We start from the raw sequence: 21434 nt of genomic DNA, 5'->3' as shown, positions 1-21434 counted from the left end.
GCGAGCGATAAGTCCTTTCCACCAACGGACAAGAACCACACCTTCGGGTGTGGATTTTTGCATTTTATCGGAAAATTTAAGAAATTTTAATGACAGTCTGCCGTAACATATGGTAGCCTATAGAATAGAACACAGAAAGACGAGGCGACGCACTGTGAAGAATTCCCGAAAATGGCTCCCAGCCCTGCTGCTTGCCATCCTCCTGCTGGGCGGCAGCGGACTGTTACTCTGGAAAACCGGCTTCTTCTCCTCACTGGGCTCGTTGGATGCCATGCGGGCTTACATTTCCCGATTTACTCCCTTTTCTCACCTGTTTTACTTTTTGATTCAACTGTTGGGCGTAGTGGTAGCCCCCATCCCCAGCAATGTTACCGCTCTGGCCGGCGCGCTGCTGTTCGGTACCTGGCCCGCCTTTCTCCTTACTTGGGCGGCAGTTGTCGTGGGCTCGGTTGTGGTATTTTGGCTGGCACGGGTGCTGGGTCAGCGGTTCGTGGATAGGCTGGTCAGTCAGAAGGTGTCGGAAAAATATCTGGACATCATCCGCCGCAAGCGGGATGTGTTTCTTTTCCTGGCCTTCCTCTTTCCCTTTTTCCCCGACGATCTGCTGTGTATCCTGGCCGGTCTCACCGATATCCCCCTGAAGCGGTTCTGCGTTCTGGTGCTGGTAGCCCGCCCCTGGGGACTGCTGGTGTCCTGTCTGGTGGGCGGCTCGGTGCTGGCCATTCCCTACTGGGCCATGGCTCTGTTGGGCGCTGCGGGACTGTCCGTCTTCCTGATCTGTATGAAATACGGCGACCGCTGGGAGCAGAAGCTGCTGGAGCACTTTAAAAAATGAGGCGTATTCTGTGGTTTCCGCTTTTGGAGGGCTGTCTCTACCTGACCTTCCTCAGTCTGGACCTGTTCCGGCCGAACAGCGGATGGGATATTCCAGTCAAATATCTCTCCATCCTGCTGTGCTTCTGTTTTGTCCTTTGGGCCGGACAGCGGCGGGACGGTCTGCTGATGAAAATCGCCCTGGGCTTTACCCTGTTGGCCGACCTGTTCCTGCTGATACTGGACCGTTGGTACCTGGTGGGGGTAGCCTGTTTCTGTGTCGTGCAGCTGCTTTATATGACCCGCATCGCCAAGCTGCGGCCGGAAAAGCTGCCTCTGCGGCTGGCTTTGCGGGGCTTGCTGGCCGTTGCCGCCCTGATGATAGCCTGGCGGCTGGGCGCGCTGGACGGGCTGACCGCCCTCTCCCTCTTTTATTTCTCTCAGCTCGTCTGCAATGCGCTGGAAAGTCTCAGCCTGGGCGCTCCCTTCCGGGGCTTTTCCCTGGGGCTGTTTCTCTTTTTGGGGTGCGATCTCTGCGTGGGGCTGCAAAACCTGTCCGCCTGGTTCCCGGCGGCAGGCGGTCCCCTGGTGGAGTTTGCCCAGGTTGGGATGTGGCTGTTCTATCTGCCCTCCCAGGTTTTGATCTCTCTGTCTGTCAAAAGGAAGTGATCCCATGCGGCTGCCCAAAGCAGTTACCGCTCTGGCCGCTCTGCTGCTGGCCCTGCTGATCCTCAGTTTTTCCATTGCGGTCCCCATTCTGTTCCGCCCGTTCTACTATATCCAGATCGATATGCTGGACCTGCCTGAGCGCACCGGCTGGTCGAAGGAGATCATTCGGGAGGCCTATGATGAGGTGCTGGATTTCTGCGTTTTAGGCAAACCCTTCGGCACCGGCCAGTTGGTCTGGTCGGAATCAGGTTACAGCCATTTTGCCGATGTGCGGGGGCTGTTTCTGCTGGACTTCTGGGTGCTGGGGATCAGCGCCGCCGCCTGCCTGCTTCTTCTGATCCTCCGTCTTGGAAAGCAGTGGGTCTACAGGCCCCTGCTGGGGCACGGTCCCGGCTTTTGGGCCGGCGCGACCGCCGGCGGGCTGGTGCTGATATTGGCCGGTCTGGCCGCTCTGGACTTTAACCGGGCCTTTGTGATCTTTCACGCCATTTTCTTCCCTGGGAAAGACAACTGGATCTTTAATCCCGCCACCGACCAGATCATTCTGATCATGCCGGAGGCGTTTTTCTGCAACTGCGCCATCCTCATCGGGGTTGTGCTTCTGACCTGCTGTACAGCCCTGATCCTCACCGATCTCCTCCGCAGGAAAAAATAAGGTACAGGCCCGCCATTTTCAGATGGCGGGCCTTTTGCTCCGCACCAACCGGCCGGCCACACATAGAATGGAGCGGAAGGGAACTACCCCTTCAATATCTGCTAGGAGGTATTGCAATGCCCGACAAAATGATGCCCGGTCCGGTCCAGGATGCGGCCTGCATCCGGGAGGCCGTATGCATACACACGAAAAAGATCTACGATTCCTGTAAGGATAAGGACTGTATCGAAGATCTGCGTTTCTATCCCACCCAGAGTTCCCAGGCAGCCATCGAGCGCGCCGTCAGCATCAAAGCCGGCAAGGCCGAGCTGCTCTATGTGTACATCGATGTGGAGCCGGTTGGATTCAACCGGGGCTTCTACACCGTTGACGTACGCTACTTCTACCGGGTCACCGCCGACGCCTTTGTGGGCGCCGCCCGGCCCGTGGAAGTCAGCGGCCTGTGCGTCTTTGACAAGCGGGTGATCCTGTTCGGCAGCGAAGGCACCGCCAAGATCTTCTCCTCTCAGACCTCGCTGGAGGGTCTGGATGAGCAGATGCTCCGCCAAAGCAACCTGCCCACCGCCGTGGTGGAGGTGGTGGACCCCATCGTCCTCAACATGAAGCTGGTGGACGTGTGTGAATGCCATCCCTGCGACTGCGAGCTGTCCGACGTCCCCCCCTGCATCTGCGGCTGCTTCAACAGCGAGCTGTGCTGCGGCAGCCAGGGCAAGCGGATCTATGTCACCCTGGGCCAGTTCTCCATCATCCGGCTGGAGCGGGATTCCCAGCTCCTTATGCCGGTGTACGACTACTGTATGCCCGAGAAGGAGTGCGCCTGCGGCGGCGGCGAGGAGGACCCCTGCGAGATCTTCCGCCATGTGAAGTTCCCCGTCAACGAGTTCTTCCCCCCCAGCAACCCCACCCCCGGCGGCGACTGCCACCCTCAGCTGAAGGGCTGCTGCTCCTGATCTTCCCCCATCCCTTCGTACCAACCATCCCGGACCCGGTCAGCACGCCGGGTCCGGGATGGTTTTCCCTCTATTCTTTGGATGAATCGGAGATGGGAGCGCCATCATGATGGAAGAGCATATTCTTGCATTCTAACGCTGCACAAACACCCCCTGACCCGCCCGTTGAAACGGGGCAAATCAGGGGGTGTTTTATTGATTGAGCTTTTATGGATATCAGCTATCCTCCCGGTCATCCTGCTCTGGCGGAAGGGGATGCCACGCCGGCGGCTCCTTTTTCCGGTGAAAGAGCCGCCTGATCCGATCCAGAATGGCTTCCACAAAGTGAAACCACAGATTTCCCACAATAACGATAACCAAAAGCACCAATACAATGGCGCCAATCTCTAGCAGAGGCATGGGACGCCTCACTTGGTAGCAAAGCGGTTGAGGAAGAAGTCGGTAAAGGCTTTCAGTTCCTCCTCCTGGGACACATAGACGTACAGACTTTCATCCTCCAGCCAGTCATAGGCGTTGATCCCAATGTAGCTTCTCTTATCTGGATAGATAATGAAAGCGTCGGTGGGATATTTGTTCCGGTAGGCCTTCAGAATCTCAGCGCGGCGGTAATAGGTAGGGTCACCGCAGCCGGACAGATCAGGTACAGTAGGCACCACAACGATGGTCTGACTGGCCTCGTTCCAGCCCACGATCAAATTTCCGATCTTGGTCTTGCTGCCGTGGACAAAGCCGTAGTTGAACCGGCTCACATCCTCGGTATAGCCGAAAATCAATCTGTACTCGTCCCCGTTTTCCACCACCTGGTTGAACAGCGCCCGCATCTTTTTTGCGTTGGCGTTGCTCTTCTCCATATCTACCTCAGGTCCCTTGAACAATTTGCTGAACAATCCCATGGCTGTTTCCTCCTGCACATTTTATTTTGGGACGGCTCCGCCGTCAGCCCGGTAAAATAAATATATTTTCCTATTTTCATATTTATTGAGTTGATAAAACAGTCCGTCTGAACAAAACATCAAATGGTTCTGCTCAGGCGGACCGGTGTTACACACCGTCTGCCGGCGCTTCGTGTTTGAATTGCTCCAGGCAGTCCACAATAGCATTGATCTGGAACGCAATGGTCTGCCGGGCCGCTTCCGGAGCAAAGAGGGGCAGCGTTTCCGGAATGGCCCGGCAAATGATCATGACAGACAGACTCAGGTTGGTAAAAAGCCCGATTCTGGCCGGGTCCGCTTTGATCCCAAAACACGCCAACAGACTGCCGAACAGCGCCCGCTGCTTTTCCCGAAAGGTCCGATAGCTCTCTTCCGACAGCCGCCGGAAAATCAGCCGCTGCTCCTCCACAGACAACACCGCGATACCGTTTCTTTCACCATAGCAGCAGGTGTACAGAAATCGCCCGACGCCCTCCCGCCAACTCAGCTCAGGATCGTCCATCAAACTTTGAGCATAGGAAATGAGCCTTGGCTGCTGGAGATAGAGCATCTCCACTATCAGATCCTCCTTGGTGGGGAAAAAGGAATAGAAAAAGGTCCTGGATATCCCCACCGCCGTATAGATCTGTTCCACTGTCGTGTGCTGGATTCCCTGCCTCGTCATCAGTGCAAGCCCCGTGGCGACCAGCGCCTGACGAATCTGCTTCCGCTCCTCTTCAGAGTAGGCGACTTTCGGCATTGGGCACCTCCAAATAAAAACAGTTTTTCATTCTTGTTTTTATTTTATCACATTTTGATTGTTCTCACAAGTCAAACCGGACTTCTTATTCCCTCCATCCATCAAGTATTGCCTCCGTTGTAAAGCCTGGGCTTTCCTGCTATAATAACCTTACCCACACCAATCAGAATAGCGCCGCCAGCCGGCAGATTTGGAGGATGCGCTATGAAAAAAGTGACCTGTGGCCTCTCCGCTTTTCTCCTTTGTCTGGGTGCTCTCTCCGGCTGCACTGCTCAGCCTGAGGCTTCCAAACAGGCTGCCATTCCTTTTGAGGACGGGCAGTATTATGCCGTGGCCTACCTGGGATATCAGCAAATCGATAATCTGGACTACTATATGGAGCATTATTTGGATCACGACAGTCCGCCTGTTCACTACCTCTCCACCGGGGACTACTATCTGGTGATCCCCAGATATACCGGTATGGAGCTATCCCTGTACCGCAACGATCTGGCGTCCTCCCAACCCATACTGATCTACCAGGACCCGGACTGCCAGCCCTTTATCCTCCAGTGCAACGCCAGCGATATCTTTGCCGACGCAACCATCCGTCTGACCTATGAGGAGGAGACAGCGGAATTCTCACCCTTCATCTCTTTGATGGACGGCTCTGTAGACATTGGAGCACAGGGTCTGGATCTCACCAAGAATTCGTAAATGGAGGCCTGCCATATGACCAAAAACGCTGCTTTTCTGCACCTGAACGATCCGCTGCCCACAGATATTGCCCGCCGAAAGGAGATGGGCGATCTGGCGGGCGCCATCCGGCTCATCGACCAGCGTCTGGCCAGCCGCACTCAGCCTCTGCTGGCTCCCCGCCTGGAGGCGGAACGTCTGCGGCTGACCCGTCTGCCCGGCGATTACCCCTACTCCCGTGCCGAAGCCCTTGCTATGATCCGGGCAGAGTGGCCCCAGTGCACGGAGGAACAGTTTGATGCCCTGGTGGACCACGGACGCATTGACTGGCGCATGATCAACGGAGAACTGCGGTGCCAGGAGCGGTTTCTGGAATCCCTGCGCATTTATCCCAAAGAAGCCCCAGGCCTCTGTCAGGAGGTCCAGGATCACTCCACCCGGGACGCTGTGCTGGCCAGGATGGAGGCTGATGGCGCTCTTACCGCCCGGATCACGCTGCGGGCCACTATCCGCTCCCTGGTGCCGGTAACTGGGAAAGAGGTTCAGGCCTGGCTCCCCATCCCCGCCGCCTGTCCCCAGCAGAGCCAGATCCAGATCCTGGACCACACCCCCGGCGGCATCGCCGCTCCGGAATGCGCTCCTCAGCGCACCATATGGTGGCGGACACAGGGGGTGAATAAATTCTCCGTAACCTACCGCTATCTCATTCAGGCCCAGTATACCGACCCCATGGCACTGCCGCTGGACCCTGTTCAGCCCACCTTCGATCTGGAGGAGCAGGACCCTCACATCGTCTTTACCCCCTACCTGCAGGCACTGGCAACAGAAATCTGCCGGGGGTGCTCCACACCGGCGGAGAAAGCCCGGGCTATCTATGACTATGTGACCGGCCAGGTGGACTACCGCTACCAGCCCGCATACCTCCAACTGGACTGCATCGCTGACCAGTGCGCCAAGACCCTGCGGGGAGACTGCGGCGTATTCGCCCTGCTCTTCATTACCCTGTGCCGCATCTCGGGCATCCCCGCCCGGTGGCAGAGCGGCCTGGCCGTTCGTCCGGACAGCGTGGGCCCCCACGACTGGGCCATGTTCTATCTGGCGCCCCACGGCTGGCTGTGGGCGGACTGCTCCTTCGGCTCCTCCGCCCGGCGCAACGGAGAAACGGTGCGCCGCCGGCACTACTTCGGCAGCCTGGACCCCTGGCGCATGGTGGCAAACAGCGCTTTCCAGGCGTCTCTGACGCCGCCCATGCAGGATTGGCGGCAGGACCCCTATGACAATCAGGTAGGCGAACTGATGGTAGGTGGCCGTGGACTGGATGCCCCGGAACGGGAGACCAGCCAGGAGCTGCTGGAGTTTGAGCTGCTGTCCAGCAACATCTGAATAACAAACAGCCAAACGGCCCGGAGGATGTACATCCTCCGGGCCGTTTGGCTGCCACCCCCTCCGGCACGACCGGAGGAGGTGGCTTATGATCACTTTTTCAGGTTCTGGGCAAAGTTCATGTAAACCTGTGCCACTTCCGCCCGGGTAGCGGTACCGGTGGGATCCAGCACATCGCCGCCCTTACCAGACAGAAGCTTGGCGCCTACTGCCCACTCCATGGCTTTCACAGCCCAGGGGGAGGTCTTCCTACCGTCAGAGAAGGCAGTCAAATCTCCCTTACCAGACACATCATAGCCCTGACTCTCTGCATGGCGATACAGAATCACCGCCAGCTGTTCACGGGTCACGGTATCGCTGGGCGCAAACACAGCATCGCTGTAACCGGTAACGATACCTTCAGAGGCAGCCCAGCGAACAGCCTCGGTATACCATCCGCCGTTCTCTACATCGCCGAAATCCACGGCATACTTGACCACAGGGCTGCCTTCCAACCGCCAAAGAATCGTGACAATCATAGCCCGGTCGGTAGTCATAAGGGGCGCAAAAGTGTTGGAAGAAGTACCGTTCATCAGTTCATTGCCGTAAACATACTTCACAGCGCTGTAGAACCAATCGTTCACCGACACGTCGTTGAACGGCAGAGCGCTGCTCTCTGCCACAAACTCCGCCCGAACCGCAACCGCGGAGGCGGGCATGGTAAAGCTATACTTGCCGTCGCCCTTGTCCGCGAGCTTGACTTCACTGCCGTTCTTGTCGACCACGGTAAGGGCTCCCAGCTTATAGCCCTCATCGGATTTCACCGTTAGGGTAATCGTAAGACCTCTGGAGGCGTGGGCACGGCTGGCCGTCACAGTACCGTTATCCGATTGCTCCACAGTGATGGGATAGGTCGTAACAGAGCTTTCGCCGCCCACAACAGAGACACGGTAGATGCTATCATTCACCACGACGTCTGCTGTGCCGGCAGACTTGCCGGTGAGCGTCAGCGTATAGAATTGATTTTCCAATTTATATGTGACGCTTTCCGCCGCTTTGTCTGCTTTTACAATATGGGCATACTTGCTGCTACTGTCAATGGAGGGCCACAGGATGTAGTGATCTCCATGATACTCAGCAGCAATGAGGTAGAAACCACCGTCCTTGATCTCAGCTGCCTGCTGGATACGGACATAGCCGGGAAGCTCCTCACTGGAAGCCTCGCCGTCCGCCGCGGGCCGGTACAGTTTAAATTTGTAGAGATCCCCGGAGGCACTGCTGCCAGCATCAAAGATATTGCTGCCGTTTCTCCAGAACGCCAGATACCGCCCTTCCGTGGTTATAAAGAAGGTGCTGTCGTCCTGCTGCTCGAAATAGGTGGTGACAGGCTGCTTGGAGAAGGGATATCCGTTTGTTCCTGCGGCATTCAGCCAAACCCGCTGGGAAGCTTCATTTCTGCCAAATACCTGGAATCCGTCGTCGTCAGCAACGAACATATGCAATCCCTTTGCCAGCGGCTCCAATTCTCCATCATACGCGGCATCGGTGCCGGTATGGCCCTGCCCGCCGGTGACGGTAATGCTCTTGTCCACGGTGGTAATCACGGCATCCACCACACCGGGATCGGTATTGCGCTGGATCTCACCCTGCGCCACCTCAATATCCCGGGATTCTCCCACTTCCAGAGCCACATCCTGAACATCCTCGGGATCTGTGACTCGGACGATCACCGTCACACCGTCGACAACATAGCTGGTCTCACCGAGCTTGTTGCCGGTATATAGGACCTTTCCATCCACGACCTTCGCAGCGGCAATGGCACCGTCCATTTGCGCTAGCTCGTCCTCTGTTGGCAGCGTCTCAAACTCGAACGTATCCTCTACCGACTGGTAGAGCGGAACCACCACAGTTCGCTTGCCGTCCACAATGGCGGACGGAATGATTTCATTCAGGAGAATGTTCTTATAAGTGGCGTGAGTCCAGGTGTCCTCATACAGAAGGCTGATGGAGCCATCCGGCAGCTCGGTCAGGCTGGAATAGCCGTAGACCTCACCAGGCTGATTGACCACATAGGTGCCAATGAGTGTCATGGTGCTACCCTCATCATTTTCCAGATTGAAGGCATAGATCTTGCCGTTTTCACGGGTAGCTGTTCCTGTTGCAGCAGTGGACACCAGGATCACAGGCTTGTCGTTGATCTTACCCGAATAGCGGAGCGCGGAGATCTGATTCATGGTGGTCTTGGGAACACCGTTTACAAGCACAGGCTCCTGCGCTGTCCAGATCATAGTCTTGGGATCCCGGATGTGGTCGGTGTAGCGGAGCACGTTGTGCTGGTCACGGCAGAACTGGCGGACCCGGTTCTCGTCGATCTGGACCAGAGCGCTCTCACTGGAGGTATCCGTGGAGGCGTCTTCCGAGCGATGCCAGGTATCTTCGCCGGGGTTCTTGTAGATAAAGCTGGACCGCTCCGGGGTATGGAGGTAGCAGGGCAGCAAAATGGTACCGTCATCCAGGCACAGTCCCGCTCCAGGCCCAACACCGTAGAATCGATGGGTGGCAGGACGCTTTCTCACCATGGGGTTCATAATGGTCGGCGCGGACCAGGTCTTACCGTTGTCGTTGGAGGTCACCAGCCAGAGGAAGGTTGCTCTGCGGACATGGAGATCCGCGTTGTAGTAGAACACATTCTGCCGGACATATTTGCCGCTCCAGGGCTGCTCGTTGGTGCCCAACTGCTTGCAGTACATAGGCCGTTTGTCGGCGGTGTAGAGGTAGTAGTGGTCGTCCACATAATAAGCGGCCTTTTTCTCAACGTCGCCTCGGGCGATCAGCGGTGCAAATGCCTTCTCGTCGCCCTCGGCCTTAACAAAGTCGCCCACATAGAAATCATAAGTACCCGCCGCACCATCCCGGCTGTAATGGATGGCCAGCCGCTCCACACCATCGATCAGCTCATAGCCAGAGTCGGTGGAAGCATTGAGGATAAAGGTCCCACCGGAGTACACATCGGTCATCAGATAGATGGTTCCATCCTTGCCCTGGATCATGACCGGATCGAGGAACGCGGTGGCATTGCCCTTGTTTTTGCCGCCGCCCCAGTACTGGTCCACACTGTCGTTGAAGTAGTTGGGGAAGGTGTACTCCCAGGTCTTTCCGCCGTCGGTGGATCTGCTGAAGAGGGTATCAATGCCGAATCCGTCAGGGCAGTTGTCCCAGCGGGCATCGATGGCCGCCGCCAGAGAACCGTCGTTCAGCGTGATCAGCGCGGGGATCCGAAAGGTCTCACTGCCGCCGATCCCCGTGGGGAAGGGCTCTCCGGTGGTAACGCCGTGGTCGGGGTTGGGGCGCTCAGGCGCCAGAAACTCGTCCTTGGGCCGCATGGCCTGCATAGCTTCCCGCAGCGCTTTTGTAGCAGCCGCCACAGTTTCCGCTGTGGAGTCCTGTCGATCCCGCTCCTCAATGGCCGCATTCAGGGCAGTCTCAAGGAACGCTTTGCTGTTCTCATCATAAATCTCGGTATCCAGTGCCTGGGCTTCGGTAATTGCCGCTTTCAATGCTGCCTTACTGACCACAGGAGGCGGGGTTGCATCGTCCTTGGTATAAAGGTAGATGGGAAAACGCTTGCTGCCGCTTGGACCCCAGAAGTTTGTCGCAAAGGTTTTAAACTGATTGGGATCACCGCTCTTGTTGAAATCCAGCCAGCGCTTGGTCCCGCTTGTAAGCGTAAAGTCACCATCAGAATCGGCGCTGACCGCAAGGTAGGCAGGGGCCTCTGTCAGCATATCTGTCTGCATGGCCAGGTAGAACCCATTGGCGGCCACAAATCCCCACTGCGTCCCATTCTGCTCAACAGTGAACCAGAGGTCTTTCATCTCAAGCTCAGCCTGCGCCGCTGTGGCCCACCTGGCAGAAACCGTACCAGCTTCGGTGTCCACCGCCAGTGCGGCCACAAAGGTACCCTCGGGACAACCTCTGGCATGACTGGGATCAATGGCATTGCCCGGATCGGTTGCCTTATAGGCCTGATCAGGATAAAACGCGTAAAGATCACCCGCGCTGTCCTGGCTGACGATCATATAATACTTGCCTTCGTCCAGGGCTGCGTTTTCCACCCGGGTATAGCCGGGAATAGCCAGCGCATCCTCAGGCTGGACAGGTGATTCCACCTCCGTTTTCTTGAAGATCCTCAGGGTACAGGACGCTGCTCCGACATAAAATTGCCCGGAACTTCCATGGGCCAGACAGGAAGGTGCCTCCTCAGCCATACCGGAGATGGTAAAACCGCCTTCCACAGCGGAGATCGTCAAAGTCTCTGGAGTATTGGTTACCGGTACCTTGAAACTGGTAGGCTGGCTCAGGTTCAGATACATATCCGTTCCGGAGCAGCTTTTTACCGTGTAACCGCCCTCAACCGCATCGATCACCCATGTCTGGGCGGTTTCCGGAAAACGGCTTACATCATCCAGAATCAATTTGTTGTCAGCAAGCTGTCCCGTTACCTGATCGCTCAGGGGCTCAGCGTCTTTATGATATAAAATATTGCCGCTTTCCGCTCCGCTGTCCGCAGTATAGACAATGGCATATATGTCACCGGAGGTCAGGTCTTCAGCGCCCGTTATTTCCACATATCCACAGGAATCCCTATCGCCGCCTCGCAAAGGTTCCACATTCTCTGGCACTGGTGTTTCCGCATATACGGGTAAACCGAACTGAAGCATCATAAGAAGAGCCAAAATAGAGTTGATCGCACGGCTTCCCCATTTCTTCCCTGCCCGTTTTAAGTCCATAAAATGTTCCTCCTTTTTTATTTAGCTTGTGTACAAGAAATCCTTTCCAACCGCAAAAGGGGCGTCCTTTCCTTTTGCCCACAGCAAAGCCAGGCTATCGCACTTAATTCAGTCCAAATATACTGTCCCGTGGTCTACACGGCAATATCTGTAGACGTATCTTTTATTACAATTATGATCAACTTTATATTGAAGCTGTCTTATACTTATCCTATCATTCACCATGCCATTTCAGCCGCAAAATTCAGCACTTCGACCAATATTTTCATTTTTAACGCATTCTATATTATGGATTTTATCACATGAGAATTCATTTTCCATTCTCATAGTTCACAAAAAATATTTTCTTTCTTTGTCATATTATCCTAAAATTTATTATCAGCTACAATCACACACCGCCGTCTGGACCTTACCCCAAGGCGATTTCAGTCCCGCTATCTGCATACTTCCTTGGTGCGCAATACAGAATTTACCTTTTCCGGCAGTCACACGATTGACTTGCTCCCATAAAAATGATATAAAAAATATGCTTCTGCTAAAGCAGAACAGATTTCTCCACTCTTTTTCTATTTCTATCTTTTCATGAATGGATCGGTCAGGTGAACTGCTGTTATGAATCACAAAAAACGTGTCACGATCCGCGATGTGGCGGCGGTAGCAGGGGTATCCATCAGCTCCGTGTCCCGCTATCTGGACGACCCCGGCCGTGTAAAGCCCTTTGCGGCCTATCGCATCAAAGATGCCATCAATCAGTTGGATTATGTCCCTAATACCTTTGCACGCAATTTGCGCCAGGGTTCTTCTAAAAGCATCGGCGTAATCGTTCCAAATCTGGAGTTTTTCTTTGCAAAAGCCTGCAAGGCCATCAGCGATTATTTTTTTAACGCGGGTTATGTGACCTTTATTTGTGAGAGCGATAACGATGCCGAGAAGGAGCGCTTTTTCGTTCAGCAGCTGATCGAGCAAAAGGTGGCCGGCCTTATCGTCGCCTCGTCCGGTTTGAATTCCGCCTTTCTGCAAAAAACGGTCCTGACCTTTCCCAATGTACTGCTGATCGACCGGGCTGAGGAAGTTGACTGCGACATTGTGTGTGAAGACCACGAAGCAAACGCATACTGGCTGATGGACCATATGCTGCATACAGCCTCCTGTCAGAGCATTGAACTGCTGCTGGGCGAACAGGCGGCGTTCAATACCAAGCTTTGCCTTCAGGGCGTTACCCGCGCTCTGGAAGAGCATTTGTTTCCCATGGAGAAGGTCCACACCTGGTATGGCTGCCGGCGCGATGGACGCGTTGCCGAGATCATGAAGCATATCAGTCAGGCTCTGCCCGGAATTCGCCCCGCTATTTTGGGATTTGAGCCGGACTATGTAGAACAAACCGTGATCGGTCTGAACCATTTGGACCGCAATCTGGTTCAGATGGTGGATATCGCAGGTTTCACCATGCCCCACACGCTGTACAAGCTGGGTATGGAGTTTCCCTGCGTCATGCAGAACTCCGAGCTGGAAGGCATCACCGCTGCGGAAACCCTGCTCCACCGCCTTCAGGCCTCTTCGGAACAGCAGCTTCCACCCCAACGTATCCGTGTGAAGTCGCTCTATCATGAATAGGTGCTCTTTTTTTATTTTGAAAACGTTTTCATTTTCTTTCACATTGCTTCGCTGATATATGTATCTTTTTACTAAAAACTTCTATTAAAAAATATGGAAATACCCCATTGATTTTTGCATTTTTCTTTGATAATATACACAGTCGAAAGCTCAATCAAAAAGATAACGTTTTCATTTTATTGCAGAAAGGAACGAACACTATGAAACTGAGCAAGAAACTTCTCGCGCTGGCACTCACCGGTGCCATGGCCCTCTCCTCCCTGACGGCCTGCGGCGGCGGCGCCCAGAATGACGCCAACAATGCCCTGGGTGAAGACGGAGAGTGGCATCCCACCAGCAGCATCAACATCCGCGTTCCCTTTGCCGCAGGCGGCAGCGCCGACACCATCTGCCGGATCGCCGCCAAAGGCATGGAGCAAAAGTACGGTCAGTCCGTGATCGTGAACAATCTGACCGGCGCCAACGGCGCCATCGCCATCAACGACCTCAACAGCAAGGATGCCGCCCCCACCGAGCTTATGGTAGCCGGCATCGCCCTGTTTACTCTCACTCCCCTCTTCAGCCCCGACATCCAGATGAATCTGGACGACTATGAGGTGGTGGGTTCTCTGGTATCCGATGACTTCATTCTCCTCACCAATCCCGCCAAGAGCGGCATCGAGGATGTGGAGGGTCTGATCGAGTACGGCCAGAATCAGCGCATCATCTGCAGCGCCAACGCCGCTGGCGGCGCCACCCATATGCTGGCCAAGGCCTTCTTCGGCGAGGCCGGTGTGGACTGCGAGGTTCTGGCTGCCGACAGCGGTGCTCAGAACGCCCTGGCTGTGGCCTCCGGCGACGCGGTGTGTGCCATCGTGGCCGCCAGCGCTGCCACCCAGTACATTGAGGATGGTTCTTTGAAGGCTCTGGCCTGCTTCTCTCCCGAACCTTTCACCGGCTATGAAGGCGTCACTGTCCCCACCGTAAAGGACATGGGCTATGACGTGGTGTTCAAGTCCTGCAACTTCCTCATCGCCAAGAAGGGTACCGACCAGGCTGTGCTGGATAAGATCTATACCGATATGCTGGAGTACCGCGAGACCGATGAATTCAAAGAGCTGGCCGCCAATGCCGCCTATATCCCCGACAATCAGAACGCCGAGCAGGTGCGTGAGACTGTGGCCAGCGCAAAGGAATTCTGCGAAAATGCCTTTGCCACCTATTATGACGAGCAGACCCTCCAGTAATTTCTCCATTGACTTGGATGTTGTCTTGTTAGGAGAGAAGGATCATGAAAACGATTAAATTCCGTTCAAACCTGGTGGCCGGGATCATCAGCACGATCTTTGGCATCGCGGTCTGCGTACTGACTCCTTTACAGATCAGCGTCGGCTTCACTGAGTCCGTAGGCATCACCCCCCGCACCTTTCCCTATATCCTGGGCGGGGTGTGCGCTCTGTTCGGGGTCCTGCTCATCATTCAAAGTCTGGTATTCAAAAAGGATACCGTGAAAGAGCTGCATCTGAATAAGGAACTGAAAGCGCTGGCCTATATGGCTGTCCTGGTCCTCTATGCTATTCTGTTCCGGTACAGTTTCATTGCGGCCACCCTGATCCTGGGTGCGGCTACCCTGCTTTTTCTGCGGTGTAAAAAGCCGCTGTATTATGTGATCGTGTTGGCGATGGTCGTGCTGCTCTACCTGGCCTTGACTCAGGTGCTGCACATCCGTCTGCCTTAAGCACAGAGAGGAGTCGGAAATGGGCGACGTCATCTCGCAGGCTCTCGCCAGTCTGTTTACTATCCAAAACTTTATTTTCATGAACATCGGTATGTTCATCGGCATTATCTTTGGCGCCATCCCCGGCATGAACGGCAACCTGGCCATCACTGTTCTGCTGCCCTTTACCTTTATGCTGGAACCTGTACCCGCCATCCTGATGCTGACCGCCATCTTCTTCGGTTCCAACTTCGGCGGCTCCATCAGCGCTGTACTCATTAACACTCCCGGCACCAACGCAGCCGCGGCCACGCTGCTGGACGGCTATCCGCTGTGCCGGAAAGGCTACCCCGGCAAGGCTCTGAATACTGCGCTCACCGCCTCTACGGTGGGCGGCATCATCAGCGCCTGCTGGCTGCTCTTCTTTGCCCCGCAAATCGGCCGTCTGGCCATGAGCTTTGGTCCGCCGGAGTACTTTGCCCTGGCTATTTTCGGTCTTTCTGTCATTGCCTCGGTCAGCGGCGAGAGCATCCTGAAGGGAATCATCAGCGGCTGTTTGGGCATTCTGATCGCCGAGGTGGGCATGGATGCCATCAGTGGTGTGGCCCGCTTTACCTTCGGCAACGTCAACCTGTATAAGGGAATCAATATGCTGGCCGTTCTGCTGGGCGTTTACGCCATTGCCCAGATGATCAGCCGCATCAACGGCACCGAGCAGGGTCAGGCCAGCCGTCTGCAGAAGCTGGATAAAAACGATAAGCTGACCTTCCGTGAGTTCAAGCATCTGTTCTGGACCATGTTTAAGTCGGGCAATATTGGCGCCTTCATTGGCGCGGTCCCCGGCACCGGCGGTGCTATCGCCTCCTTCATCGCCTACAATGAGGCCAAGCGTACCGCAAAGCCGGGCGAAAAATTCGGCGAGGGCGAGATCAAGGGTATTGCCGCCCCCGAGGCCGCAAACAACGGCGCCACTGCTGCCACGCTGATCCCTCTTCTGACCCTGGGTATCCCCGGCGACGTAGTGGCCGCCACCCTCCTTGGCGCCTTTACCATGCAGGGCCTGGTGGTGGGACCCAAGCTCTTCGAAAACGATGGTCCTGTGGTTTACGCCATTCTGATCGGCTGCCTGATCGCCCAGGCGTTCATGTTCATTCAGGGCAAGTATCTGCTGAAAGTATTTGTTAAGATCACGCACATCCCCCAGGATCTGCTGACCGCACTGATCGTGGTGGTATGCTGCACCGGCGCTTTCTGTATTTCCTCCTCCATTATGGATGTGTATGTGCTGCTGGTCTTCGGTATCATTGCCTACTTCATGCAGAAGGTCGATCTTCCCCCCGTCCCCATTGTTCTCGGCATGGTGCTGGGCCCCATCGCAGAGTCCAACCTCCGCAACGCCCTGATCATGAGCGATGGCAGCTGGTTTATCTTCCTTCAGCGTCCCATCTGTCTGTTCTTCCTGGTGCTCACCTTCTTCCTGGTCTATCTTCTGAAGCGCGGCAGCATAAAGGAAAAGAAAGCTGCCCAGGCGCTGCAGGCCCGCATGGCGGAAGACATGAAGCAGGACTAAATTAGACGCAAACGGAAAGGAACTAGACGCAATGCCCTATCAACATCTCTGGACCGATCTTCACAGCAATATTCATCACAACCAAATGGATCAACTGGACCGCTGGTGCGAACACGCCCGGGAGGTTCTGGACTTCTGGCCCATCGCCTACTATCCCATGTATATGCGCCGCAATGAGGCCGGCGCGCCCCTGGAAGATCTCTACCCCGAGGAGAAGATCCAGGCCGACTGGGAGCAGGTGCGCCAGGCCGTCAAGCGCATCAACGCCGAAGGCTGGCCTATGTTCATGGGCTATGAGTGGCAGGGCTGCGGCCATGACGGCGACCACAACGTATTCTTCCTGGACAACGAGCAGCCCATGCTCCACCCCATGGAGTACCGAGAGCTCCGGGATGCGTACAGCAATACCGAGGCTATCGCCATTCCTCACCATGTAGCCTATCAGCTTGGCAGCCGCGGTAAGAACTGGGCCACCCACGATGAGCGTTTCTCTCCCTTTGCTGAGATCTACTCCAGCCACGGCTGCAGCGAAAACGACACCGGCCCCTGGGACATGGAGCGCCACCTCCACATGGGCCCCCGTACCGGCGAGACCTGTTATGAGCGGGGCCTGGAGCGGGGCCTGAAGGTAGGCTGTATCGCCAGCGGCGATAACCACAACGTCCCCGCGGCCTGTGACCACGGCATTATGTGCGTCCTGGCCGAGGGTACCAGCAAGGAGCAGATCTGGGAGGGCCTGCGGGCCGGCCGTGTGTACGGTGTCAGCCGTACCCGTATGAAGATCGATTATACCATCGGCGGCGTGCCCATGGGCGGCACCGTGGCCCCCGGCGAGCATGAGCTGAACGTGCAGATCGAGGCCGCCGACGCCATTGACCGGGTGGAGCTGCTTTGCGACAATATCGTGGATGAAATGGTGGTTCACTCCGGTACCTGGGAGCGGCAGCCTCTGCCCCAGGATCAGCCCTTCCGCATCAAGTTCGCCGTGGAGTTCGGCTGGGGCCCCAACCCCCGGTTCTTCAAAGAGCAGATTGAGAAGCACTGGCACGGCCGGCTGGACGTTCCCGGTAAGCTGATCAGCATCGAAAAGTGCTGGAACAGCTTTGGTCAGCGGCTGTATAACGTGACCGAGGACTCCTGTGAGTTTGACATGACGACTTATATGTCCACCGATACCGGACATTGGATGGGACCCAGCACGGTCAAGAAGGAAGGCTTTGTCTTTGAAGCTGAGGTCAAGCTGGATGATGTGATCCGGCTGACGGTGGACGGCACTCTGTATGAGATGCCTGTCCGCGAGATACTCCACACCGGAAAAATCTATGCCCAGTATCAGGAGAGTGAGGCTCTTTGCCGCGCCACCTTCGGCGATATTGAGCATTACCGGGATGATCTGGTCTGGCACAGCGCCCACAAGATCCGCATTCGTCAGGCTGTGCCCCAGGCCGCCTATACCATGCAGATCAAGCGCAGCGTCTCCCTGAACCACGGCAGCCAATACCGCCTGCGCGTCTGGCTGCGCAATGGGGACACCGCTTGGGTCAGCCCCATTTTCTGCCGGGAGAATTAAATAACCTCTTTCGCAGCCGCCCCACTCCTCTGACCGGACGGAGTGGGGCGCTTTTTGTTGCCTTTTTCAGCCATCATATCTGTCCAAAGAAAGGAAGATCCACATGGATTACTATCACATTTCCGCCCAGGACCTGGGCAAAGACGCCAAGATTCCCGTTGTGAAGCTGGGGGACTCCGGCGAGGTGTTCTATGAGATCGCCATGGAGATGATCAACACCATCAAGGCCCATAATGAGAAGAACGAGAAGACCGTCATTATCTGCCCCGTGGGTCCTGTGGGCCAGTACCCCATCTTTGTCCGCCTGGTGAACCGGGACCGGATCAGCCTGAAGAACTGCTGGTTCATCAACATGGACGAGTATCTCAATGACGACGATACCTACATCGAGAAGGAGAGCCCCCTGTCCTTCCGGGGGTTCATGGAGCGCACCGTGTACAGCCAGATCGACGAGGAGCTGCTTATGCCCGCCGAGCAGCGGGTGTTCCCCAACCCCGCCGACCCCGGCTATGTGGACCGCCTGATCGAGGAGCTGGGGGGCGTGGACATCGCCTTCGGCGGCATCGGCATCAACGGCCATCTGGCCTTCAACGAGTCCCGTGAGGACATGACCGCCGAGGAGTTTGCCGCTCAGGGCACCCGTGCCCTCACCCTCAATCCCGAGACCCGCACCGCCAACGCCATCGGCGACCGCTGCGGCGCCATCGACGCCATGCCCCACCGTGCCGTGACCATCGGCATCAAGCAGATCCTGGGCGCCCGCAAGGTCCGTCTGGGCGTGTTCCGTGAGTGGCACCGCTCCGTGGTCCGTCAGGCCGCTTACGGCGAGGTGACCGCTCACTTCCCCGCCAGCCTGCTGCAGAACCATCCCGACGCCATCATCTTCACCAACTCCCTGGCCGCCGGCCAGCCCTTCTGAGTTCAACAACAGAAAAAGCCGCAATTATTAAGGAGGAACTTATTATGCCTTTGGTACCCCTGAGACCTTTGATGGAAGCCGCTGAGAAGCACAACTACGCTCAGGGCGCTTTTAACGTGAACGCCGTGGCCCAGGCCAAGGCCGTGATCGAGATGCACGAGACCTTCCGCTCCCCCGCCATCCTGCAGGGCGCCGACCTGGCCAACGCCTTCATGGGCGGTCGTGTGGACTTTGCCAACGGCACTCTGGAGGACAAGAAGAAGGGCGCCCGCAACATCGCCAACGCCGTGAAGAAGTACGGCGAGAACTCCCCCATCCCCGTGGTGCTCCACCTGGACCACGGCAAGGACTTCGATTCCTGCGTGGCCGCCATTGAGGGCGGTTATACCTCCGTCATGATCGACGGCTCCTCTCTGCCCCTGGAGCAGAACATCGAGCTGACCCGCGAGGTGGTCAAGTATGCCCACGCCCGCGGCGTGTCCGTTGAGGGCGAGCTGGGCGTGCTGGGCGGCCAGGAGGACCACGTGTTCGCCGCCACCTCCACCTACACCAACCCCCTGGACGCCGTGGAGTTCATCCAGAAGACCGGCGTGGACGCCCTGGCCATCTCCTACGGCACCCAGCACGGCGCCAACAAGGGTAAGGACGCCAAGCTCCGCAAGGAGATCCCCATCGCCATCAAGGAGTGCATCAACCGCCTGGGCATCTTCTGCGCCCTGGTGTCCCACGGCTCCTCCACCGTGCCCCAGTACATCGTCAAGGAGATCAACGACCTGGGCGGCGATATCCAGAACGCCTACGGCATCCAGGTGGAGCGCCTGATGGAGGCCATTCCCTGCGGCATCCGCAAGATCAACGTGGACACCGACATCCGTCTGGCCGTCACCCGCAACATGAAGGAGCTCTTCGCTCAGAAGCCTGAGCTGCAGAACAGCCCCTCCATCGGCGGCGTGTACGCCCTGCTGGAGGAGAAGAAGGCTGCCTTCGATCCCCGCGTGTTCTTCCCCCCCATCATGGACACCGTCCTCACCGGCAATGTGCCCGACGAGGACGTGGCCCTGCTGATGAGCCGGGTGGAGGCCGGCGTGAAGGAGGCCGTGGGCTCCCTGATCGTCAACTTCGGCTCCTACGGCAAGGCTCCTCTGGTGGAGCAGAAGTCCCTGGAGGACATGATCGACTTCTACAAGAAGTAAGGAGTGGGCGGAATGAAGCATCTGTATTTGAATCTGAAGCGGTTCGATGTGCCGGTGGAATTCGGCGGCGTCAACCGCATCGCCCCCGTGGCTGACTGGGGCAAGTACATCGTGGAGCACACCCAGGAGGGCCTGAAGCACTACGATCCCACCGAGGTGGAGTTCGTCCAGTACTTCCCCGAAGCCCATATCCTGGGCGCTGTGGCTGCCCAGTGTGAGAACAGCCCCGTGCAGGTGGGCTCCCAGAGCGTCTACCGCATGAACACCGCTGTGGGCGGCAACTTTGGCGCCTTCACCACCAACCGTCCCGCTTCCATCGTGAAGGCCATGGGGTGCACCTCCACCATCATCGGCCACTGCGAGGAGCGCAACGATAAGATGGGCGTGCTGGCTGAGGCCGGCGTCACCGATACCGCCGCCGTCAACCGCCTGCTCAACCAGGAGATCAAGCTGGCCATCGAGCAGGGCCTGACCGTGCTCTACTGCATCGGCGAGAAGAGCGAGGAGCAGGAGCAGTGGCAGCAGGTGCTGGGCGACCAGCTGAAGATCGGCCTGGACGGCGTGGACACCTCCAAGGTGGTCATCGCCTACGAGCCCATCTGGTCCATCGGCCCCGGCAAGACCCCCGCCGATAAGCCCTACATCACCAAGATCGCCAAGTTTGTCAAGGAAGTGACCGGCGGTCTGGACGTGGTGTACGGCGGCGGCCTGAAGGTGGACAACGCCGAGATGCTGGCCTCCATCGACGAGATCGACGGCGGCCTCATCGCCCTGACCCGGTTCCAGGGTGAGATCGGCTTCTACCCCGACGAGTATCTGGAGATCATCAAGACCTATCTTGGTAAGTAAGGAGAACACACATGAAGCTTGATTTTGAATACGGCCACGGCCTGATGAGCGCCAACCTGCCCGACAACACCGACGTGTTCATCCCCGGCACCACCGTGCCCGATCCTCAGTGTCTGCCCCAGGACTGGGACAGCCTGTACAACGCCACCCTGGAGTCCATCCGCAACCCCATGGGTATGCCCGCACTGAAGGAGCTGGCCGGCCCCGGCAAGACCGTGGTCTTCGTCATCCCCGACATCGTAAAGGGCGGCTGCCAGCCCACCTCCCACCGGAAGGTGTCCATCCGGGCCTGCCTGGATGAGCTGTACGCCGCCGGCGTGGAGAAGAAGGACATCCTGTTCATGTTCTCCAACGGTCTGCATCCCCGTGCCACCGTGTCCGAGATGAAGCAGATCCTGGGCGAGGAGCTGTTCAACGAGTTCTACTGGACCAACCAGA

The 21434-nt window shown here is 56.8% G+C and carries 19 protein-coding genes; 15 read left to right on the top strand and 4 right to left on the bottom strand.

Annotated elements, in window-relative coordinates; all coding sequences use genetic code 11:
* Positions 1-154 precede the first annotated feature (154 nt).
* From WHJ28_RS11190 to WHJ28_RS11175, 4 genes are all read left to right on the top strand, one after another.
* Positions 155-835, top strand: a complete 681-nt coding sequence (locus WHJ28_RS11190; protein ID WP_340042201.1) for a TVP38/TMEM64 family protein — start codon at positions 155-157, stop codon at positions 833-835.
* Entirely contained in the window at positions 832-1482 is a 651-nt protein-coding gene (locus tag WHJ28_RS11185; protein ID WP_340042200.1) for a lysoplasmalogenase family protein, read from the top strand. The genes WHJ28_RS11190 and WHJ28_RS11185 overlap by 4 nt, the downstream gene beginning before the upstream one ends.
* Before the next feature lie 4 nt (positions 1483-1486).
* The gene (locus WHJ28_RS11180; RefSeq protein WP_340042199.1) at positions 1487-2137 is read left to right on the top strand and encodes a TIGR01906 family membrane protein; all 651 of its coding nucleotides are present in this window, start codon (positions 1487-1489) and stop codon (positions 2135-2137) included.
* Between the two features lie 116 nt (positions 2138-2253).
* Positions 2254-3087, top strand: coding sequence for a hypothetical protein (locus WHJ28_RS11175; protein ID WP_340042198.1), 834 nt, complete (start codon positions 2254-2256; stop codon positions 3085-3087).
* Between the two features lie 216 nt (positions 3088-3303).
* Here WHJ28_RS11175 and WHJ28_RS11170 read toward each other — a convergent pair whose 3' ends face one another.
* From WHJ28_RS11170 to WHJ28_RS11160, 3 genes are all read right to left on the bottom strand, one after another.
* Positions 3304-3486 carry a hypothetical protein gene (locus tag WHJ28_RS11170; protein ID WP_340042197.1) on the bottom strand — a complete coding sequence of 61 codons (183 nt, stop codon included), beginning with the start codon at positions 3484-3486 and terminating at the stop codon, positions 3304-3306.
* Positions 3487-3494: 8 nt separating this feature from the next.
* Positions 3495-3980, bottom strand: a complete 486-nt coding sequence (locus tag WHJ28_RS11165) for a hypothetical protein (RefSeq protein ID WP_191433479.1) — start codon at positions 3978-3980, stop codon at positions 3495-3497.
* Positions 3981-4128: 148 nt separating this feature from the next.
* The gene (locus WHJ28_RS11160) at positions 4129-4758 is read right to left on the bottom strand and encodes a TetR/AcrR family transcriptional regulator (RefSeq protein ID WP_340042196.1); all 630 of its coding nucleotides are present in this window, start codon (positions 4756-4758) and stop codon (positions 4129-4131) included.
* A 204-nt stretch (positions 4759-4962) separates the two neighbouring features.
* Here WHJ28_RS11160 and WHJ28_RS11155 point away from each other — a divergent pair, with 204 nt between their 5' ends.
* Both WHJ28_RS11155 and WHJ28_RS11150 read left to right on the top strand, forming a co-directional pair.
* Entirely contained in the window at positions 4963-5454 is a 492-nt protein-coding gene (locus tag WHJ28_RS11155; RefSeq protein WP_340042195.1) for a hypothetical protein, read from the top strand.
* Positions 5455-5469: 15 nt separating this feature from the next.
* Entirely contained in the window at positions 5470-6816 is a 1347-nt protein-coding gene (locus tag WHJ28_RS11150) for a transglutaminase-like domain-containing protein (protein ID WP_340042194.1), read from the top strand.
* A gap of 92 nt (positions 6817-6908) precedes the next feature.
* Here the strand turns inward: WHJ28_RS11150 and WHJ28_RS11145 are convergent, their stop codons facing one another.
* Positions 6909-11585, bottom strand: coding sequence for an S-layer homology domain-containing protein (locus tag WHJ28_RS11145; protein ID WP_340042193.1), 4677 nt, complete (start codon positions 11583-11585; stop codon positions 6909-6911).
* Between the two features lie 612 nt (positions 11586-12197).
* On the opposite strand from WHJ28_RS11145, the gene WHJ28_RS11140 reads away from it, so the two are divergent.
* The 9 genes from WHJ28_RS11140 to WHJ28_RS11100 form a co-directional block, all read left to right on the top strand.
* Entirely contained in the window at positions 12198-13199 is a 1002-nt protein-coding gene (locus WHJ28_RS11140; RefSeq protein ID WP_340042192.1) for a LacI family DNA-binding transcriptional regulator, read from the top strand.
* A 200-nt stretch (positions 13200-13399) separates the two neighbouring features.
* Complete coding sequence (locus WHJ28_RS11135) at positions 13400-14425, top strand: tripartite tricarboxylate transporter substrate binding protein (protein ID WP_340042191.1); 1026 nt, start codon at positions 13400-13402, stop codon at positions 14423-14425.
* Between the two features lie 44 nt (positions 14426-14469).
* Positions 14470-14916 (top strand): tripartite tricarboxylate transporter TctB family protein, encoded by a 447-nt coding sequence (locus WHJ28_RS11130; protein WP_340042190.1) that lies wholly within the window; start codon positions 14470-14472, stop codon positions 14914-14916.
* A gap of 19 nt (positions 14917-14935) precedes the next feature.
* Positions 14936-16465 carry a tripartite tricarboxylate transporter permease gene (locus WHJ28_RS11125; RefSeq protein ID WP_340042189.1) on the top strand — a complete coding sequence of 510 codons (1530 nt, stop codon included), beginning with the start codon at positions 14936-14938 and terminating at the stop codon, positions 16463-16465.
* 31 nt (positions 16466-16496) lie between these two features.
* Complete coding sequence (locus tag WHJ28_RS11120; protein WP_340042188.1) at positions 16497-18035, top strand: CehA/McbA family metallohydrolase domain-containing protein; 1539 nt, start codon at positions 16497-16499, stop codon at positions 18033-18035.
* A 103-nt stretch (positions 18036-18138) separates the two neighbouring features.
* Positions 18139-18954, top strand: a complete 816-nt coding sequence (locus WHJ28_RS11115) for a sugar phosphate isomerase family (protein ID WP_340042187.1) — start codon at positions 18139-18141, stop codon at positions 18952-18954.
* 44 nt (positions 18955-18998) lie between these two features.
* Entirely contained in the window at positions 18999-20147 is a 1149-nt protein-coding gene (locus tag WHJ28_RS11110; RefSeq protein ID WP_340042186.1) for a class II fructose-bisphosphate aldolase, read from the top strand.
* A gap of 12 nt (positions 20148-20159) precedes the next feature.
* Entirely contained in the window at positions 20160-20996 is an 837-nt protein-coding gene (locus tag WHJ28_RS11105) for a triose-phosphate isomerase (protein ID WP_340042185.1), read from the top strand.
* An 11-nt stretch (positions 20997-21007) separates the two neighbouring features.
* Positions 21008-21434, top strand: a 427-nt coding sequence (locus WHJ28_RS11100) for a lactate racemase domain-containing protein (protein WP_340042184.1), incomplete at its 3' end; no start/stop codon positions are given.

Source organism: Flavonifractor porci (genome assembly GCF_037572415.1).
Lineage (GTDB): Bacteria > Bacillota > Clostridia > Oscillospirales > Oscillospiraceae > Flavonifractor > Flavonifractor porci.
Note: the sequence above shows the minus strand (reverse complement) of the source record. Positions and strands in the feature narration are given on the sequence as shown.

What these genes read in the sequence shown, in the direction of transcription:
- WHJ28_RS11185 (WP_340042200.1), top strand. Translation starts at nt 832, where the DNA reads ATGAGGCGTATTCTGTGGTTTCCGCTTTTGGAGGGCTGTCTCTACCTG.
- WHJ28_RS11180 (WP_340042199.1), top strand. Translation starts at nt 1,487, where the DNA reads ATGCGGCTGCCCAAAGCAGTTACCGCTCTGGCCGCTCTGCTGCTGGCC.
- WHJ28_RS11175 (WP_340042198.1), top strand. Translation starts at nt 2,254, where the DNA reads ATGCCCGACAAAATGATGCCCGGTCCGGTCCAGGATGCGGCCTGCATC.
- WHJ28_RS11170 (WP_340042197.1), bottom strand. Translation starts at nt 3,486, where the DNA reads ATGCCTCTGCTAGAGATTGGCGCCATTGTATTGGTGCTTTTGGTTATC.
- WHJ28_RS11165 (WP_191433479.1), bottom strand. Translation starts at nt 3,980, where the DNA reads ATGGGATTGTTCAGCAAATTGTTCAAGGGACCTGAGGTAGATATGGAG.
- WHJ28_RS11160 (WP_340042196.1), bottom strand. Translation starts at nt 4,758, where the DNA reads ATGCCGAAAGTCGCCTACTCTGAAGAGGAGCGGAAGCAGATTCGTCAG.
- WHJ28_RS11155 (WP_340042195.1), top strand. Translation starts at nt 4,963, where the DNA reads ATGAAAAAAGTGACCTGTGGCCTCTCCGCTTTTCTCCTTTGTCTGGGT.
- WHJ28_RS11150 (WP_340042194.1), top strand. Translation starts at nt 5,470, where the DNA reads ATGACCAAAAACGCTGCTTTTCTGCACCTGAACGATCCGCTGCCCACA.
- WHJ28_RS11145 (WP_340042193.1), bottom strand. Translation starts at nt 11,585, where the DNA reads ATGGACTTAAAACGGGCAGGGAAGAAATGGGGAAGCCGTGCGATCAAC.
- WHJ28_RS11140 (WP_340042192.1), top strand. Translation starts at nt 12,198, where the DNA reads ATGAATCACAAAAAACGTGTCACGATCCGCGATGTGGCGGCGGTAGCA.
- WHJ28_RS11135 (WP_340042191.1), top strand. Translation starts at nt 13,400, where the DNA reads ATGAAACTGAGCAAGAAACTTCTCGCGCTGGCACTCACCGGTGCCATG.
- WHJ28_RS11130 (WP_340042190.1), top strand. Translation starts at nt 14,470, where the DNA reads ATGAAAACGATTAAATTCCGTTCAAACCTGGTGGCCGGGATCATCAGC.
- WHJ28_RS11125 (WP_340042189.1), top strand. Translation starts at nt 14,936, where the DNA reads ATGGGCGACGTCATCTCGCAGGCTCTCGCCAGTCTGTTTACTATCCAA.
- WHJ28_RS11120 (WP_340042188.1), top strand. Translation starts at nt 16,497, where the DNA reads ATGCCCTATCAACATCTCTGGACCGATCTTCACAGCAATATTCATCAC.
- WHJ28_RS11115 (WP_340042187.1), top strand. Translation starts at nt 18,139, where the DNA reads ATGGATTACTATCACATTTCCGCCCAGGACCTGGGCAAAGACGCCAAG.
- WHJ28_RS11110 (WP_340042186.1), top strand. Translation starts at nt 18,999, where the DNA reads ATGCCTTTGGTACCCCTGAGACCTTTGATGGAAGCCGCTGAGAAGCAC.
- WHJ28_RS11105 (WP_340042185.1), top strand. Translation starts at nt 20,160, where the DNA reads ATGAAGCATCTGTATTTGAATCTGAAGCGGTTCGATGTGCCGGTGGAA.